The organism is Nonomuraea maritima (assembly GCF_900100395.1).
Taxonomy (GTDB): domain Bacteria; phylum Actinomycetota; class Actinomycetes; order Streptosporangiales; family Streptosporangiaceae; genus Nonomuraea; species Nonomuraea maritima.
This window is the reverse complement of record NZ_FNFB01000036.1, coordinates 1-16,674: the sequence shown is the minus strand read 5'-3', so window position 1 is coordinate 16,674 and position 16,674 is coordinate 1. Positions and strand designations below refer to the sequence as shown.

At 73.4% G+C, this 16,674-nt stretch carries 16 protein-coding genes; 6 read left to right on the top strand and 10 right to left on the bottom strand.

Annotated elements, in window-relative coordinates:
• Entirely contained in the window at positions 1-750 is a 750-nt protein-coding gene (locus tag BLR04_RS34750) for a nucleotidyltransferase domain-containing protein (RefSeq protein ID WP_090773390.1), read from the bottom strand.
• The gene (locus BLR04_RS34745; protein ID WP_245740863.1) at positions 747-1,358 is read right to left on the bottom strand and encodes a nucleotidyltransferase domain-containing protein; all 612 of its coding nucleotides are present in this window, start codon (positions 1,356-1,358) and stop codon (positions 747-749) included. Before BLR04_RS34745 ends, BLR04_RS34750 begins: the two co-directional genes overlap by 4 nt.
• A 71-nt stretch (positions 1,359-1,429) precedes the next feature.
• Here BLR04_RS34745 and BLR04_RS34740 point away from each other — a divergent pair, with 71 nt between their 5' ends.
• Together BLR04_RS34740 and BLR04_RS34735 are read left to right on the top strand one after the other, a co-directional pair.
• Positions 1,430-3,295: a propionyl-CoA synthetase gene (locus BLR04_RS34740; protein WP_090773386.1), complete on the top strand. Its 1,866-nt coding sequence runs from the start codon at positions 1,430-1,432 to the stop codon at positions 3,293-3,295.
• 78 nt (positions 3,296-3,373) lie between these two features.
• On the top strand, positions 3,374-6,253 hold the full coding sequence (locus BLR04_RS34735) for an NACHT domain-containing protein (RefSeq protein ID WP_090773384.1): 2,880 nt from the start codon (positions 3,374-3,376) through the stop codon (positions 6,251-6,253).
• A gap of 147 nt (positions 6,254-6,400) precedes the next feature.
• Here BLR04_RS34735 and BLR04_RS34730 read toward each other — a convergent pair whose 3' ends face one another.
• Genes BLR04_RS34730 through BLR04_RS34715 form a run of 4 tightly spaced genes read right to left on the bottom strand, consistent with a single transcriptional unit; the run spans position 6,401 to position 10,090 of the window.
• The gene (locus tag BLR04_RS34730) at positions 6,401-6,994 is read right to left on the bottom strand and encodes a response regulator transcription factor (protein WP_090773382.1); all 594 of its coding nucleotides are present in this window, start codon (positions 6,992-6,994) and stop codon (positions 6,401-6,403) included.
• A complete protein-coding gene (locus BLR04_RS34725; RefSeq protein ID WP_143022348.1) occupies positions 6,991-8,256 on the bottom strand; it encodes a sensor histidine kinase in 1,266 nt (421 codons plus the stop codon). The genes BLR04_RS34730 and BLR04_RS34725 overlap by 4 nt, the downstream gene beginning before the upstream one ends.
• Positions 8,253-8,975 (bottom strand): ABC transporter permease, encoded by a 723-nt coding sequence (locus BLR04_RS34720; RefSeq protein ID WP_090773378.1) that lies wholly within the window; start codon positions 8,973-8,975, stop codon positions 8,253-8,255. The genes BLR04_RS34725 and BLR04_RS34720 overlap by 4 nt, the downstream gene beginning before the upstream one ends.
• Positions 8,975-10,090 carry an ABC transporter ATP-binding protein gene (locus BLR04_RS34715; protein WP_245740862.1) on the bottom strand — a complete coding sequence of 372 codons (1,116 nt, stop codon included), beginning with the start codon at positions 10,088-10,090 and terminating at the stop codon, positions 8,975-8,977. The genes BLR04_RS34720 and BLR04_RS34715 overlap by 1 nt, the downstream gene beginning before the upstream one ends.
• Before the next feature lie 106 nt (positions 10,091-10,196).
• On the opposite strand from BLR04_RS34715, the gene BLR04_RS34705 reads away from it, so the two are divergent.
• Positions 10,197-11,084 carry a hypothetical protein gene (locus BLR04_RS34705; protein WP_245740861.1) on the top strand — a complete coding sequence of 296 codons (888 nt, stop codon included), beginning with the start codon at positions 10,197-10,199 and terminating at the stop codon, positions 11,082-11,084.
• A 73-nt stretch (positions 11,085-11,157) separates the two neighbouring features.
• On the top strand, positions 11,158-12,072 hold the full coding sequence (locus tag BLR04_RS34700; RefSeq protein WP_245740860.1) for a CobD/CbiB family protein: 915 nt from the start codon (positions 11,158-11,160) through the stop codon (positions 12,070-12,072).
• Between the two features lie 17 nt (positions 12,073-12,089).
• Here BLR04_RS34700 and BLR04_RS34695 read toward each other — a convergent pair whose 3' ends face one another.
• Positions 12,090-13,259 (bottom strand): UDP-N-acetylglucosamine--N-acetylmuramyl-(pentapeptide) pyrophosphoryl-undecaprenol N-acetylglucosamine transferase, encoded by a 1,170-nt coding sequence (locus tag BLR04_RS34695; RefSeq protein ID WP_090773370.1) that lies wholly within the window; start codon positions 13,257-13,259, stop codon positions 12,090-12,092.
• A 4-nt stretch (positions 13,260-13,263) separates the two neighbouring features.
• Positions 13,264-14,079, bottom strand: coding sequence for a formylglycine-generating enzyme family protein (locus BLR04_RS34690; RefSeq protein WP_090773368.1), 816 nt, complete (start codon positions 14,077-14,079; stop codon positions 13,264-13,266).
• A gap of 268 nt (positions 14,080-14,347) precedes the next feature.
• Here BLR04_RS34690 and BLR04_RS34685 point away from each other — a divergent pair, with 268 nt between their 5' ends.
• Together BLR04_RS34685 and BLR04_RS34680 are read left to right on the top strand one after the other, a co-directional pair.
• On the top strand, positions 14,348-15,307 hold the full coding sequence (locus BLR04_RS34685) for a Ppx/GppA family phosphatase (protein ID WP_090773366.1): 960 nt from the start codon (positions 14,348-14,350) through the stop codon (positions 15,305-15,307).
• Positions 15,308-15,365: 58 nt separating this feature from the next.
• Positions 15,366-15,767 carry a hypothetical protein gene (locus tag BLR04_RS34680; RefSeq protein ID WP_090773364.1) on the top strand — a complete coding sequence of 134 codons (402 nt, stop codon included), beginning with the start codon at positions 15,366-15,368 and terminating at the stop codon, positions 15,765-15,767.
• Positions 15,768-15,784: 17 nt separating this feature from the next.
• On the opposite strand, the gene BLR04_RS34675 is transcribed toward BLR04_RS34680, so the two are convergent.
• Together BLR04_RS34675 and BLR04_RS34670 are read right to left on the bottom strand one after the other, a co-directional pair.
• Entirely contained in the window at positions 15,785-16,225 is a 441-nt protein-coding gene (locus BLR04_RS34675) for an ATP-binding protein (RefSeq protein WP_090773362.1), read from the bottom strand.
• Positions 16,226-16,360: 135 nt separating this feature from the next.
• On the bottom strand, positions 16,361-16,674 hold a 314-nt coding region (locus BLR04_RS34670), incomplete at its 5' end, for a transposase (RefSeq protein ID WP_143022347.1).

Below are 16,674 nucleotides of genomic sequence, written 5' to 3'. Positions count from 1 at the left end.
TCAGCGGCTCCGTCCGTTCCCCAGGCGGCTGCGGACGACGACGTCGTGCAGGGCCTCGTCGGCCGTGGCCCGCTCCGGCAGCCGTGAAGCCTGGTGTGCCTCCTCCAGCGCGGCCGTCATCCGCGCGACGTCCCGCTCGAAGTCCGGCCCCGCGGGCGCGGCGACGTGCTCGGCCGCGCGCTTGGCCGCCACCAGGCCGGGCAGGTACGCGGGCCCGTACGCGTACAGGCGGGTCAGGTCGGCCTCCAGCTCGCCGGTGCGCATGAGGTGGGTGCCGGTGGCGAGGACGCGGAAGGTGTACAGCAGCGGCTTCAGCTCGCCGTTCCTGCCGAACAGCCGCCACTGCGTGCGCGCGAAGCCGAGATAGTGGTGGGCGTGGTGCCGGGTCACGCACCCGGGGGCGAGCGCGACGAGCTCCTCGTGCACCGGCGACGACGCCACGACCAGCGGCGACAGCAGCTGCTCCAGCACGTAGCCGTTGCGTCCGAGCAGCAGCCGGCAGAACTTCGCCACGTCGTGGGTGACGAGGTCGACCTCCACGCCCTCGCGCGTCCAGGTGCGCTCCAGCGTCGCGGGTCCGTGACGCAGCCCGGCGACCTCGGGGACCGGCAGCACGTGCGCCCCCCGCAGGTCGACGTCGGAGTCGGCCGACGGGAAGCCGTACAGGTGGGCCCCGCTCACCGTGGCGAAGACCGACGGGTACGGCTGCCCGCCGGGGATCTCCGGCAGCCAGGGCGGTAACGCCGTCACAGATGCTCCTTCCGTACGCCGACCAGGAACTCCTCCACCCGATCGCGGTCGGGCAGCGGCGGCAGCGTGTTCGCGGCCGCGGCCAGCTCCGCCGACAGGCTCTCACGCCAGGCGTCCACCTCGGCCCACGGCACCTCGCCCCGCCTGATCGCGAGGAGCCGCTCCCGGTGCTCGCCGACGCGCACCATCGGCTCGCCGTGCCGGACGAGATGCAGCCCGCTCAGCAGCAGCCGCACCATGTGCATGGCCTGCTTCCACTTCGGCCGTTCCTGGTCGAGGCGGCGGAACTGGTCGAGGGCGTACCCGGCGAACGTCTGCCGCGCCCGCTCCGACAGGAACGCCTCGCGCAGGTCGAGCAGCCGCTGCCCGGCGGGTGTGACCACCTCGACGACGGGCGACCACAGGCATTCGAGGACGGTGGGGTTGGCCTGCAGCGCGAGGCGGCAGAAGCGCTCGACCTCCCACGAGAACTGCTCCGGCAACGGCCCGTCGCGGTGGGTGGCGGGCTTGTCCAGCCGCCAGAAGGCCGCGGTCGGCGCCACGAACACGCCGCGCCGGTCGGTGTCGGAGCAGTCCGTCTCCAGCGCGTACGCACGGGATCCCGTCACGACGGAAAGGATCATGTCTTCGCTCACCCCCATATCTTGCGCCACGGGGGACCGCCTGTTCTGATCGATTGGTGAGCGGCTACGACGAGACCTACCAGCACAGCATCGAGCGGCCCGAGGAGTTCTGGGGAGCGGCCGCGCTCGGCATCACCTGGGACCAGCCGCCGGCCACCGTGTTCGACGGCGCGCGCTGGTTCACCGACGGACGGTTGAACACCTGCTACAACGCGATCGACCGGCACGTGGCCGCGGGCCGCGGCGGGCAGCCGGCGCTGATCCACGACAGCCCGGTCACCGGCACGTCCCGCACGTACACCTACGCCGAGCTGCTCGACGAGGTGGCGCGTACGGCGGGGATGCTGCGCGACCTTGGGGTGACCGCCGGCGACACCGTGGTGATCTACATGCCGATGGTGCCAGAGGCGGTCGTCGCCATGCTGGCCTGCGCCCGGCTCGGGGCCGTGCACTCGGTGGTCTTCGGCGGGTTCGCGGCCAGGGAGCTGGCCGTGCGGATCGACCACGCGCGGCCCAAGGTGGTGCTGTCGGCGTCGTGCGGCATCGAGCCGTCGCGCGTGGTGGCGTACAAGCCGCTGCTGGACGCCGCGCTGGAGCAGGCGGCGCACCGGCCGGAGCGGTGCGTGATCCTGCAGCGGCCGCAGTGCGCGGCCGAGCTGCGGGAAGGACGCGACCTCGACTGGGCGCCGGCCGTCGCGGACGCCGAGCCCGCGGGCTGCGTGAGCGTGGCCGCGACCGACCCGCTCTACGTGCTCTACACCTCCGGCACCACCGGCGTGCCCAAGGGCGTGGTGCGCGACAACGGCGGTCACGCGGTGGCGCTGCACTGGAGCATGGCCAACGTGTACGGCGCCGCCCCCGGCGAGGTCTACTGGGCGGCCTCCGACGTGGGCTGGGTGGTGGGCCACTCCTACATCGTCTACGCCCCGCTGCTGGCGGGCTGCACGACGGTGCTGTACGAGGGCAAGCCCGTCGGCACGCCCGACCCGGGCGCGTTCTGGCGGGTGGTGTCCACGTACGGGGTGCGCACGCTGTTCACCGCGCCGACTGCGATCCGTGCCATCAAAAAAGAGGACCCGTACGGCGAATACCTGAAAAAGTGGGACTTGTCGGGGTTGCGGTACCTGTTCCTCGCCGGTGAGCGGCTCGACCCCGACACCTACCACTGGGCCTCCGACCTGCTCGGCATCCCCGTCCTCGACCACTGGTGGCAGACCGAGACCGGCTGGCCGATCGCCGCCAACTGCGCCGGCATCGAACGCCTGCCCGTCAAACCCGGCTCACCGACGAAGGCCGTGCCCGGCTGGGACGTGCACGTCCTCGACCCCGACGGCCGCGACTGCCCGCCCGGCGTGGAAGGAGCGGTCACCATCAAGCTCCCGCTGCCGCCAGGAGCGCTGCCCACCCTCTACCGCGACGAGGCCCGCTACGCCCGCTCCTACCTGCGGCGCTACCCCGGCCACTACCTGACCGGCGACGGCGGCCACCTCGACGAGGACGGCTACCTCTACGTCATGGGCCGCATCGACGACGTCATCAACGTGGCCGGTCACCGGCTGTCCACCGGAGCCATGGAGGAGGTCGTCGCGGCCCACCCCGACGTGGCCGAATGCGCGGTGGTCGGCGTCGCCGACCCGTTGAAGGGCCAGGTCCCGATGGGGTTCGTGGTGCTGAAGGCAGGAGCGGCCCGCGACCCGGCGCAGGTGGAACAGGAGCTCGTCGCCCTCGTACGCGAACGCATCGGTCCCGTCGCCGCCTTCCGGCGCGCCGTCGTCGTCGCCCGCCTGCCGAAGACCCGCTCGGGCAAGATCCTGCGCGCCACGATGCGGAACATCGCCGACGGCGAGCCGTACGAGACCCCGTCCACCATCGAGGACCCGGCGACGCTGCCGGAGATCGCCGAGGCCGTGAAAGGGGTATGAGATCGTCCGGCGAACGCGCCCGCACGGCGGCGGCACACCCCGCATGATGGGACGACCCCCGGTCCCCTTGGAGCAGGCATGATCGAGACCCCGAGCTACGCCGACGCCCTGCGGATCCTCGCTTGCAGGGACGGCAGGCTCGTCAAGGTCGTCGGGTTCGCCTCGACCGCCGCGCGCACCGGGTACGCGCTGGCCGGCAGCGGGCAGCTGGCCACGACGAGCCTGCGGGACATGCGCGAGGCCATTCTCGGCTTCGGCGAGGACGTCCTGCGCCGCATGCCGGAGCTGCGCGGCGGCGTCGACCGGCACACCCGCACGCAGCGCCTGGCCGCCGCGCACGCCGTCGTCGTGGTGACGGCGTACTTCGAGGCGCTCGGCGCGGTCCCGCTGCCGTTCACGCTCGAGCAGCTCGACCGGGGCGAGCCGATCTCCCACGGGGTTCCGACGCGCGAGCGGTTCGCCCGGCTGGTGGCCACCATGCTCGTACGGCCCCTGCCCACGCCCGAGCCGCACGTGCCGTACGCCGACACCCGCGAGGCCGTGGAGCGGGTGTTCCAGCGCATGTCGGAGGCCGTCGCCGGATACGTCGGCGGCCTGGCCGTATGGGACGAGCTGACCGTCGACGACCAGCTCCTGCTGCCCCGCCTGCTGGCCGAGGGCCCGCCCGCCAGGGCCCTGCGCCGCTACGAGGACGACTACCGCTCCCTCGCGATCGACAGCCACGAGTTCGGCGTGCGCAGCCTCGTCACCGAACGCCCGCAGCCGTCCACCGCACTGTCGCGGGTGGCGTGGCTGCTCGCCGACCTCGCCCCGCCGCGCGTCGGCGACCGGCCGCTGATCCACCGGGTCAGGATGGCCGCCAACGCCCTCGACCAGCCGCTCCTGCAAGCCGGCAAGCTGCCGGAGGACGTGTCGCTGCCGCTGCTCGGCGAGGGATACCTGAGCCCGCGCTGCCGGGTGGCGGAGCTGACCCGCGACTCGGCGCCGGCCGACCGGGGCTGGTGGGACGAGCAGCGGCCGCTGGCCGACCTCGAGGCGTTCCTCGCCGGACACCTGACCTCGCTGCGCGCCACCCAGGCGCCGCTGCTCGTGCTGGGCGAGCCAGGCTCGGGCAAGACCAAGCTGGCCGAGGTGCTGGCCGCCCGGCTCGCCCGCTCCGAGTTCCTGCCGATCCGGGTCGAGCTCGGCGCCGTACGGGCCAGGGCCGGTATCGCCGAGCAGATCGAGCAGGCCGTCGCCGCCGTGCTCGGCGAGGAGATCGGCTACGCAGACCTCGTGGCGGCCGGCGACGGCGCGATGCCGGTGATCCTGCTGGACGGCTTCGACGAGCTTGTCCAGGGCGGCGTCCACCGCTACGACTACCTCGAGCGGGTCCGCGAGTTCCAGGCGTCCGAGGCGGCTCTCGGACGTCCCGTCGCGGTGCTCGTGACCAGCCGCACCGTGGTGGCCGACCGCATCCGCTTCCCCGAGGGCCTGCTCGCGCTGCAGCTGCGGCCGTTCGACGACGAGCAGGTACGCCAGTGGCTCGACATCTGGGACCAGGCCAACCGGGCCCTGCTCGCCCGGCGCGACCTGCGGCCGCTGCCCGCCGAGGCGGCGCTCGTGCACGGCGAGATGGCCAGGCACCCGCTGCTCCTGCTGCTGCTCGCGCTCTACGACGCGGGCGGCAACGCGCTGCAGCACGACCACGGCCCCCTGGCCCGCGCCCGCCTGTACGAGGTACTGCTGCGCGACTACACCGAACGCGAGACCGGCGGCGCGCAGCGGGTGGCGATCGACCAGGAGCTCGTGCTGCTCGGCGCGGTGGCGCTGTCCATGCTGGCGCGCGGCAGCCAGGTCGTCACCGACGAGATGCTCCGCCGCGACCTGCCCGCCCTGTGCCACGGCGGCGAGGAGGAGCCCGGCGAGGACGAGCCCCGCACCGACTGGGCGCGCCGGGCCACCGGGCGCTTCTTCTTCGTCCGCCGCAACGGGCACGCGTTCCTGCACTCCACCTTCGGCGAGTTCCTCGTCGCCTGGCTCACCATGTACGCGGTGCGCGACCTCGACCGCCGCCGCCGTCTCCTCGGCGACGAGCCGCTCGCCCTCGTCCAGGCCGTGGACGACGACCTGCTGTACGCGGTCACGTCCCACTCCTGCCTGGCCGAGCGGGGGCCGATCATCGGGTTCGTGCTGGAACTGCTCGACCAGGTGCCGTCCGAGGTGCGGGCCCGCTGCGTCGAGCAGCTGGCCGGGCTGCTGCGGCGGTCGCTGCACGAACGGCCGCGGCGGCACTTCACCGGCTTCCGCCCGGTACGGCACACGATGACCCGCCGCCTGGCCGCCTACTCCGCCAACCTCGCCCTCCTCGTCGTGGCCGCCGCCGAGAAGCCGGTGACGGTCTCGTCGATCCTGCACGGGCCCGACCACCTCGAGCGGTGGACGTCGCTGACGTACCTGTGGAAGGGGCAGCTCGGGCAGGAGGGCTGGGACGGGCTCGTCACCGCGCTGTCGGCGCGCCGCATCATGACCGACGGCGTGGAGGACGTCCTGCTCGGCGCGGTCCCCGACGGGACGGGCGCCGGCATCGGCGCCAGTACGGGCAGCGGCATGGGGGACGTCGTCGTGGCCGTCGCGACCGGGCAGGCGCCGCACCACCGCCGGCTGCTCGACCTGCTCGTGCGGGCGGTGGGGGAGGGGCGGTCGCTGCCTTACCCGGAACGTGCGGGCATCCTGGAGGAGCTGCTGCGGGCCGGCTCCGTCCGCACGCCCGCCATCTACGCGGCGCTGGGCGGGCTGTGGCGCGACGAGGACGGCGACCGGGAGGAGCTGCGGCCCCTGCTGGAGGCGATGCTCGCCGACCCCGCCGACCGGATGGCGACCTGGGACCAGCTCGTCAAGGCCGGCATCCCCGAGTCGGCCCTGTGGGAGATCCACCAGGACGCCCTCCTCCCGGGAGACCCCCGCCGCCTCGACTGACCCGACGGCGCCCGGACGCCCTCCGCCGGAGGGCGCCGGCCCGACCTGCTGGGCCGGAGGGCACCGGCCCGACCTGCTGGGGCGGCGGGCGCCGGCCCGATCGGCTGGGGCACGGTGGGCGCCGGCCCGATCGGGGGGCGGCTCCGGTCAGAGCCAGCCGCGCTGCTCGGCCACGCGTACGGCCTCCGCGCGGTTGCGGGCGCCGGTCTTGCCGATCGCCGACGACAGGTAGTTCCGTACGGTGCCCTCCGTCAGGAACAGGCGGCGGGCGATGTCCGCCACGGTGGCCTCGCCGGCGGCGGTGCGCAGGACCTCCGCCTCGCGCTGGGTCAGCGGGTTCGGGCCGGTGGTCAGCGCGGTGACGGCCAGCTTCGGATCGACGACCCGCTCGCCCGCCATCACGCGGCGCACGGTGGCGGCCAGCTCGGCGGCGGGGGCGTCCTTCACCACGTACCCGGCGACCCCGGCGTCGAGCGCCCTGCTGAGATACCCGGGACGGGCGAACGTGGTCACGATGACCACTTTGCGGTCATGGAGCCGTTCGGCCACCTCAAGCCCGGACATGCCGGGCATCTCGATGTCGAGGAGCACCACGTCGGGCGCGTGCTCCCGTACGGCGGCGAGGACCTCGTCGCCGCGGCCCACCTCCGCCACGACGTCGATGTCGTCCTCCAGGCCGAGCAGCGCCGCCAGGCCGCCCCTGACGAGGTCCTGGTCGTCGGCGATCAGCACCCGGATCACGAGCCGCCGCCCAGCGGGACGCGCACGTGCAGCCGGTACCCACCACCGGGCGGCGTCCCGGCCTCCAACCGCCCGCCCACACCCCCCACCCGCTCGGCGAGCCCGGCCAGCCCACTACCTCCATGACCCGCACCGACCAGGGGCCCGGTCAGCCCGTCACCCGCGTGACCCGCTCCGGTCCGGGTGCCGATGAGCCCGTCACCCCCATGGCCCGCACCGGCCCCACCCCGTTCCGCTGCAGCGGCCGGGCCGCCGTTCGCCGCATCGGGTGCCGGGCGGCCGTCGTCGCGGATCTCCACCGTGGCCGACGTCGCGTCCACGCCTAGGTCGATCCAGCAGTGCCGGGCGCGGCTGTGGCGCAGGACGTTCGTGGCGCCCTCGCGTACCGCCCAGGCGAGCAGGGCCTCGGCGGCGGCGGGAACGGGCCCGTCGGCGGGGGAGACCGCGACCGCGATCCCGGCCACCCCCAGGTTGCGCGTCGCCGTCTCCAGCTCCTCCGACAGCGACGGCGCGCGGTAACCCGCGACGGCCCGCCGCACCTCGTCCAGAGCCACCCGCGCCGCCCGTTCCACCTCCGTCATCTCCTGACCGGCCCGGCCGGGGTCGGCGGCGGCGAGCCGCGCGGCGAGCTGGCTCCTGATCGTGATCGAGGTCAGCGTGTGGCCGAGCGTGTCGTGCAGGTCGCGGGCGAAGCGCAGCCGCTCGTTCTCCACGGCGAGCCGGCCCACCTCGGCCCGGGCGGCGTCGAGCCGCGCGATCAGCCCGCCCATGCGCCTGAGGCTGTCGACCGCCGCCGCCTGCGCCGCCACGGCGATCGGCACCCACCACACCTGCCCGGCCGCCTCCCCCTGGCTCAGCAGGACGGTCACCTGCAGGGCGGCCGTCGCGGCGCAGGCGGCGGCGAACGCCCGCCCGCGCAGCGCCGTGCCGAACGCGCTCACCGCGAACACGAACGACAGGTACACCCACGGTGGCCCGAGCACCGGCATCAGCGCCGGTCCGGACGTCACCAGCCCCGCCAGCGCCCACGGGCGGGGCTTCATGGCGTGCCCGCTGAACATCCGCCACATGATCGCCAGCCAGCTCGCGGCGAACACCGCCGTCGCGGCCGCCACCGCCACCACGGCCCACGGCTGCGGCCGCGCCGACAGGAACACCCACAGCGGCCAGCCCATCGGCAGCAGCCAGACGCAGGCCCCGGCCCTGGCGGCCCGCCGCCCGCGCCACAGGTCGAGGTCCTGTGCCGTACCGATGCCCGTCACACCGCCCGACGGTAACGCCACAGGGCGAGGGAGGCGAACAGCAGTGTCCAGAGGGCCAGCACCGCCAGCGGGACGCCCCCCGGCAACCGGCCCTCCAGAGCTCCCCACCCCAGGGACCCGGCCTGGTAGGCGGGGCTGTACTCGGCCAGTGTCCGCATCGCGGCGGGCATGGCCGTCACCGGCAGCCACAGCCCGCCGAGCACCGACAGGCCGAAGTACACGGCGATCATGGCCACGCTCGCCACCTGTCCTTTCAGCGTGTAGCCGAAGGCCACGCCGAGCGCCGCGAACGGCAGCACGCCGACCCAGATCAGCGCCACCAGCGCCGCCCACGTGCCGAGCGGCAGGCGTACGCCGTTCAGCAGCGCCCCGGCGGCCAGCACCACCACGATGCTCGGCACCACCCCCGCCGCCCCGCTGACCAGCTTGGCCGTCACGTAGCCGTGCGCGGGCAGCGGCGTCACCGCGAGCTGCCGCAGCCAGCCGTTGCCCCGCTCCAGCGCGATCGCCCCGCCGACGAACAGCGCGCCGCCCATGGCGCCGTACGTGGCCATCGACACCATCGTGTACGCGGCGGGATCGACGCCCCGCCCCGCCTGGGCGAGGTCCAGCACCTTGGTCCACAGCAGGTAGAGCAGCACGGGGAAGCCGGTCAGCATGACCAGCCCCACCGGGTTGCGCAACGCGCGCAGCAGCTCCAGCCTCAGGTACGAGCCCATCAGCCCCGCCCTCCCGTCAACGTCACGAACGCCCGCTCCAGGTCGGTGTCCTCCAGCCGTACGCCCGAGACCCCGTCGTAGGCGGTGAACAGCGCCCGCAGCGTCGCGTCGGAGTCACTCGTGCGCAGCGTGACCGCGCGGCCCTCGAGGCCCACCTGGCGCACGCCGGGCAGCGCCTCCAGCGCGGCCGGGTCGGCGCCGTCGAGCGTGCAGCGCACCTCGGTCCCGCCCACCATCGCCTTGACGGCGGCGACCGGGCCGTCGGCGACCACCTCGCCCCCGGCCAGCAGGACGACCCGGTCGGCGTACTCCTCGGCCTCGGCGAGGTAGTGGGTGGCGAAGACGGCCGTGCGCCCGGCCGCGGTCCGCGACCGCACCTCATGCCAGAGGGCGCGGCGGCCCTCGACATCCAGCCCGGCGGTGGGCTCGTCGAGCACCAGCAGGTCAGGGTCGCCCACCAGGCACAGCGCGAACCGCACCCGCTGCCGCTGCCCGCCGGACAGCCTGCCGACCGGCCGCCCGGCGAACTCCTCGACGCCCGCGGCCCGCATCGCGCGTGCCGCAGGCAGCGGTTCGGGGTACATCCCGGCGACCGCCGTGACCAGCTCGGCCACCCGCACGTCGTCCGGCAGCCCGGCCTCCTGCAGCAGCGCCCCCACCCGGCCCGAGCGCAGCGCCTCGACCGGCGTACGGCCCAGCACCCTGGCCGTGCCCGAGCCAGGGGCGAGCAGGCCGAGCCCGATGGACAGCAGCGTGCTCTTGCCCGCCCCGTTGGGGCCGAGCACCGCGACGGTCTGCCCCTCGCCGACGTCCAGATCGACGCCGCCGAGAGCGGTGACGGGACCGTACCTCTTGGTCACCGCCCGCATCTCCCACGCGTTCTTCGTCATGCCGACAGCGTGCGGCGCGGGGGTGTCGGCGGTGTAGTGCCGTACGTCAGCCGGACCCGTATGACGGATGTCATGCCCCGACCGCCGTACCTCTGTGGGGTGGCCTGCGGCGGCCGCGCGCTTGCGCGTCATGGGTGTGGGGCTCGTGGTCGCGGTGCTGGTCGACGCCACGGTGGTGCGGCTGGTGCCGGTGCCCGTGGCCATGGCGGTGCTCGGGGAGCGCAACGGGTGGTTCCCCAGACTGACCTTGCGGAGGCTGACGCCCAGGCGGAATGTTACGTAATATCCGAACATCACGAGCGTTGGGGGCGCCAGGGTGCCAGGACAGAACGTGGGTGTGGTCGTCGATCCGGCGGTGCCGCCGGAGGTTGCCGGAATGCTGCGTGCCAACGCCCCGCTGCTGTCCAGGATCAGAGCCGGATGGGTGCCACCCGCTGCCTCCGAGGAGTCGCGCCGCAGCGGCCCCTCGGGCGTCGCGCTGCTGGCGGCGACGCCCGCCGTGGTCGGACTCATGGCGTTGTTACTGGCCAGCCCGCTGAAATGGGCCGGGTTCGTGTTGCTCGGCGGGTTCGTGTTCGTCGTCCTCGTCAAGATCGCCTCGATGAGCGAGATCCCCGAGGACGACCGCCCCCACGAGCGCACCGTCTACGAGCACGCCCACCTGTACGAAGGCCGCTACCTGACGGCGGAGGACCTCGACCCGGAGGCGAGAGCGGTGCTCGCGCGGGCCCAGCACGCCATCGGGTCGGTGCTGCGCTCCCACGTCAACGCCGAAGGGCTGCTCGACGACGCCCGCAACGCGGTCATGCTGCCCGCCCAGGAGTGGGAGATCGCCCGGCTGCTGGCCAAGCTGTCGGCGCTGCGCCTGGAACACAGGGCGTTGCAGGCCCGGGGCATCGCGCCCGAGGTGGCCGCCGTCATCGAGCCGCTGGAACGGGCCCTGGCCGACAGCGCGTCCGCGGTGATCGGCCGCGTCGAGGCCCTGGAACGCTACGCCGGGCACGTCGCCGAGGCCGAGCGCGCCTTCCATGCCCGCGGTCAGATCGAGGAGTTGCGCGCCAAGCTGCCGCGCTACGAGGAGTTGCTCGCCGAGTCGGGCGCCGACGCGCTGGCCGTCCCCGAGATCGAACGCCTGGCCGAGGACGCCGAGGCGCTGGAGCGCACCTTACGCCGCAGCGTCAGCTCCGCCCATGAGGCGTTCCGCTACCTGGAGGGCTGACCCCCGGGACCCGCCGCCGACCAGCCGCCGACCGAGGAACCAGCCAGAAGGAGCCGGACAAAGGAGCCAGAACGTGCCCGGACGCCAGGCGAAGGTGATAGTCGATCCGGCCGTGCCCGACGACGTCGCGGCCCTGCTCCGCGCGCATCGCAGGCTGCTCGTACGCTTCCACGCGGGCTGGGCGCCAGCCCGTAAGCGACCGCGTCCCGTGGCCGGCGTCATCGCCCGCGCGGCGCTCGCCACCACGTCGGTGACCGTGGCGGCGTACGGCCTCCTCCTGCTCGTCGCCGGGCGCTTCCCGGCCTTCGTGACGATCATGATGGTCGCCACGCTGCTCGCCGTCGGCGGACTGGTCAGGCCCCGCCGGGACGTCGAGGTGGAGCGGCGGGAGGCCCTGGAACGTGACGTGTACGACGCCGCCCGCCGCTACGAGGGCCGCTACGTGCTGCGCGACCAGCTCGACGAGGGCGCGAGGGCGCTGCTGTCCCGCGCGCAGGCGGCCGTCGACCAGGTCATGACCTCGGGCGTGCACGCCGACGGCCTGCTGGACGGCGTCCGCAACGCGGTGATGCTGCCCGCCCAGGAGTGGGAGGTCGCCCGGCTGCTGGCCAAGCTGTCGAAGCTGCGCGCCGAGCATCGGGAGATCGTCGCCGAGGGCGTGACCCGGGAGGTGACGGCCGCGGCCGAGCCCCTCGCGCGGGCGCTGGCCGGGAGTGAGGCGGCCGTGGCCGCCCGGGTGGAGGCCCTGGAGCGGTACGCCCGCCACGTGGCCGACGCCGAGCGCGCGTACCGTGCCAGGCAGCAGATCGCCGAGCTCTCCGCGAGACTGCCGCGCTACGAGGAACTGCTCGCCGAGTCGGGCGCCGACGCCTCGGCCGTGCCGGAACTGCACCGCCTGACCCAGGACGCCGCCGCCTTGGAGCGCGCCCTGAGCCAGAGTGTCACCTCAGCCCAGGATGCCTTCCGCCACCTCACCCCCGAGCGGTGACCCCAGCGGCCCTGCCGTCAGCGAGGTCCAGGGGCGCCGGGGCCAGGGTGGGACGGGGCACCGTGCCCCGCGGCCTCCATGAGGAGGTCGCACAGGGCCTCGGCCGCGTCGAGCCGGCCGAGCTTGGCCGCGGCCTGGCCCATCATGTGGCGCAGCTCCGGGTCGGCCAGCAGCGGTGCGAGCTCCGCGAGCAGCATCTCGCCCGTGGGGCGGGGTTCGAGCAGCGCCCGCGCCGCCCCTGCCTCAGCCAGGTAGCGGGCGTTCTTGCGCTGCTCGTCGCCGCCCGTCGGGATCAGCGGGATCAGCACGGACGGCTTGCCGATGGCGGTCAGCTCGGAGACGGTGCCCGCGCCGCTGCGCGAGATCACCACGTCGGCCGCCGCGAACAGGTCGGCCAGCTCGCCGCCCACGTACGGCACCGGGTGGTAGCGGTCGGCCAGCGCGGGGGGCAGCTCGACGGCGCGCATCTGGTCGATCCAGGCGGGCCCGCACTGGTGGACGACCTGCGCGTGCTGCAGCAGCCGCGGCAGGATCTCCGCGACCAGCGTGTTGATCTGCTTGCTGCCCTGGGCGCCGCCCGTCACGTAGATCAGCGGCACCTCGAACGTCAGCCCGAACAGGTCGTAGGCCGCCGCCCGGTTGCCCTGCAGCAGCTCGGGCCTGATCGGGTTGCCCGTCACCACCGCCTTCGCCCGCGCCGACGCGGGCAGGTGGTCGAGCGACGACTCGTGCGAGAGCGCGATCCGCGTCGCGAGCCGGGCCAGGATGCGGTTGGCGAGCCCCACCACGGTGGTCTGCTCGTGCATCACCAGCGGCCGCCGGATCAGCTTGGCCGCCACCCCGATCGGCACCGCCACGTAGCCCCCGGTCGACAGGACGACGTCGGGCAGGAACCGGGCCGCGTGCCCGATCGCCTGGAACACCCCGACCGGGATGCGGAACACGTCGGCGATGTTGGTGCCCAGCTCGCGGAGGTTGGGCCGGCGGCGCAGCTTGCCGGTGGTGATCGCCTTGAAGGGGATGCCGTGCTCGGCCGTGATCCGCGCCTCCAGGCCGCTGGCCGTGCCCACCCACAGCACGTCGTGCGGCAACTGGCGCCGTTGCACGGCCGCGAGGGTGGTCAGCGCAGGATAGGTGTGGCCACCGGTGCCGCCGCCGGTGATCAGCAGTCGCAGGGTTCGTGACATGCGATCAGAGTATGGCCGCACAGCGGAACCCTGTGTGCCCGGTCGAGGAGTCGGGGGTGTTCATGGTGCGGGCCGCGACGCGATAGCGGTTGCAGTAGGAGTCGTGACACATGTACGACCCGCCGCGGATGACCTTCGCGGCGCCCTCGGCCGGCCCCGCCGGGTTCTCGGCGTACGGCTCCCACGTGGTGCCCCACCAGTCGGCGGTCCACTCCCAGACGTTGCCCACGACGTTGTAGAGCCCGTAACCGTTCGGCTGGAACGACTTGACCGGCAGCGTGCCCTTGCTCGGCGCGCTCGGGAAGGGCCCCTCCCAGATGTTGCACCGCTGCCGCCCCTTGGACGCGAGCTCGTCGCCCCACGGGTAGCGCTTGCGCTCGAGGCCGCCCCTGGCCGCCATCTCCCACTCCGCCTCGGTGGGCAGCCGCTTTCCTGCCCACGTCGCGTACGCGGTGGCGTCGTTCCACGACACGTGGACGACCGGGTGGTTCTGCCGTGCGCCGATCGAGGAGCCGGGGCCCTCGGGCGAGCGCCACGTGGCGCCCTCGACCCCGGCCCACCAGGGCGCGCCCGGCACGGTCGCGTCCATCACGCCGCCGGTGGCGAACGGGTGGAACACGAACGACCAGCCGATCGCCTCGGCCTCGGTCACGTACCCCGTCTCCTTGACGAACGTGGCGAACTGCGCGTTCGTCACGCACGCCGGGTCGATGAGGAACGGCTCCAGCCGCACCTCGCGGACCGGGCCCTCGCCGTCCTCGGGGTGCCCGTCGGGGTCGTCGCCACCCATGAGGAACGTCCCGCCCGGCACGCGCACCATCCCGCGCGGCGCCTCCCGCCGCTGTGCGATCTCGACGGCGGCCGGGGACGGCCCCGGGGCGGTGTCTCGGCTCGGGCCGCAGCAAGCGCTCAAGGAACCCCCAAAACGTGTCAGGACACACCGAAGAGTAGTGCCTTCGGCGTGTTCTCGATCACAGGGCGCGCCCCTCCAGTCCCTCATGTCACCTGCGCTGGGGAGGCGGTGAGAAGCTCGGCAAATCAGCCCCCTCGGTTTCACCATAAAAGCCGCAAAAGGGTAGCGTTTTCCCATGCGACTAGGCGTGCTGGACATCGGTTCGAACACCGTTCATTTACTGGTCGTCGACGCTCACCGCGGCGCCCGGCCGATTCCGGCCTACTCGCACAAGGTCGCACTGCGCCTGACCGAGCACCTCGACCAGGACAACCGGCTCGGCGAGCGCGGCATCGGGCTGCTGGGCGACTTCGTCGAGGAGGCCGTCGGCATCGCCGAGGACAAGGGGGTCGAGGACGTGCTGGCCTTCGCCACCTCCGCCGTGCGCGAGGCCGCGAACGGCGAGGCCGTGCTGGCCGAGGTCAACGACCGGTGCGGCCTGCACATCCAGGTGCTGTCCGGGCGTGACGAGGCCAGGATGACGTTCCTCGCCGTACGGCGCTGGTTCGGCTGGTCCTCGGGACGGATGCTGGCCTTCGACATCGGAGGCGGCTCGCTGGAGATCGCCGCGGGAGTGGACGAGGAGCCTGACGTGGCCGCGTCGCTGCCGCTCGGAGCCGGGCGGCTGACGCGCGACTGGTTCACCGGCGACCCGCCGTCCGCCGACGAGGTGCGCAGGCTGCGCAAGCACGTGCGCGCCGAGATCGCGCGGACCGTCGGCGGCGTCGTCCGGTACGGCGTGCCCGACCGGGCCGTGGCCACGTCCAAGACCTTCAAGCAGCTGGCCAGGATCGCCGGGGTGGCCCCGGCGGGGGAGGGGCTCTACGTCTCGCGCTCGCTCACCCGCCAGGACATGGCCGAGTGGGCGGTCAAGCTCACCACCATGAGCGCCACCGAGCGCGCCACGCTGCCCGGGGTGTCCGAGGGCCGGGCGATGCAGCTCGCGGCCGGGGCCCTGGTCGCCGACGCGGCCATGGACCTGTTCGAGGTCGAGCGCCTCGACGTGTGCCCGTGGGCGCTGCGCGAGGGCGTGATCCTGCACCGCCTCGACCTGCTGCCAGGGGGCTTCGGCCCGGCGGCCGGCACCCAGGGGTAAGCGCGATCTATCCCCGTGCGGTGGCATGAACCGCTTTTTCGCGGGCATTTTCCGCCGAATGCTGACAGTGATCGGGTTGATCGGTTCGCTGGTGGTCGTCACCGTCCTCGTGGTCCTCGCCGTGCTGCTCGTCTCGGCCGTGACCATGGTCGCGCTGCTGACGGCGGCGGCCACGCTGATCCGCTGGCGCATCCTGTGGCGCCGGCTGCGCCACCGGACGGCGAACCCGGCGGGAGCACCAGCAGCAGCCGCAACCGGTGGGCTGCGGCTGCGGCTCGCCGGCGCGAGGGTGCCCGGCCGCCTGCGCGCCGACCTGAGCGGGAACGTCCCCCGGATACGCCGCCGGCTGCGGCTCGCGGCCGGGAGCGCGAAGGAACGGCCGGGAACACGAAGAAGGAGCGGCGGGGACTCCCACCGCTCCAGGCGCCACCCGCCGGCGACGGCGGAGCGCCACGCCTGACGCGCGCGGCGCCGGCGCTAGGTGGTCATGAGCTGCCGGCCCGCCGCGCCCGGCGCGTAGCGCAGCTGTTTCTCCAGGCACACCACGGCGCCGTGCTCGCGCCTGTTGGTGAACCGGATGTCGTCGGCGAGCGCCCGCATGATCTGCAGGCCGCGTCCGTGCTCCATGCCGTTCTCGCCCTGCGTGGCCTCGATCACCTTGCTCGCGTCGAACCCGTTGCCCGTGTCGACCACCTTGATCACGCAGAGATGGTCGTGGACGGACGCGCTGACGGTGTAGTCGTCACTCGGCGCCGCGTGCTTGATGACGTTGGAGCACGCCTCGGTGAGCATGAGCTCGATGTCGTCGCGGATCTGCGGCTCGACGCCGAGCGACCGCAACGTGCCGTCCAGCATCTGCCTGATCAGCGGGACGCTCGCCGCATCCCTGGGCAGGCGGAGCGCAATCGTGGCCTCCACGGGGCCTCCCTTACGTTCGGACGCGTGTCTGGCTTCTGCCCACGCCGGCCTGATCCAATCGTCCAGGTCAAAGAGCGCACCGGTAAAAGTCATGAATCCGGCAACGCGGCCGAGGCCGGGATGCTCCTATGGATGTCAAGCGATGTGTTCTTGATCGTTTGATGTGATGATTCGGTAGAGTTCGCGGGCTATGTAGCGCTTCAGGCAGCGGATGATCTCTTTCTTGGACAGGCCGTCTTGGGTGCGTCGTTCCATGTAGGCGCGGGTGCGTGGATCCCAGCGCAGACGGCATAGGACCACGCGGTAGAGCGCGGCGTTGGCTTGGCGGTCGCCGCCGCGGTTGAGGCGGTGCCGGGTGGTCTTGCCGGAGGAGGCGGGGATCGGGGAGACGCCGCACAGCATGGCGAAAGCGGCTTCGCTGTGCAGCCGGTCGTGGTTTTCGCCGACGG

Coding starts and splice junctions, on each gene's coding strand:
- BLR04_RS34735 (WP_090773384.1), top strand. CDS start 3,374: ATGATCGAGACCCCGAGCTACGCCGACGCCCTGCGGATCCTCGCTTGC.
- BLR04_RS34720 (WP_090773378.1), bottom strand. CDS start 8,975: ATGGGCTCGTACCTGAGGCTGGAGCTGCTGCGCGCGTTGCGCAACCCG.
- BLR04_RS34695 (WP_090773370.1), bottom strand. CDS start 13,259: ATGTCACGAACCCTGCGACTGCTGATCACCGGCGGCGGCACCGGTGGC.
- BLR04_RS34690 (WP_090773368.1), bottom strand. CDS start 14,079: ATGGTGCGCGTGCCGGGCGGGACGTTCCTCATGGGTGGCGACGACCCC.
- BLR04_RS34685 (WP_090773366.1), top strand. CDS start 14,348: ATGCGACTAGGCGTGCTGGACATCGGTTCGAACACCGTTCATTTACTG.
- BLR04_RS34680 (WP_090773364.1), top strand. CDS start 15,366: ATGCTGACAGTGATCGGGTTGATCGGTTCGCTGGTGGTCGTCACCGTC.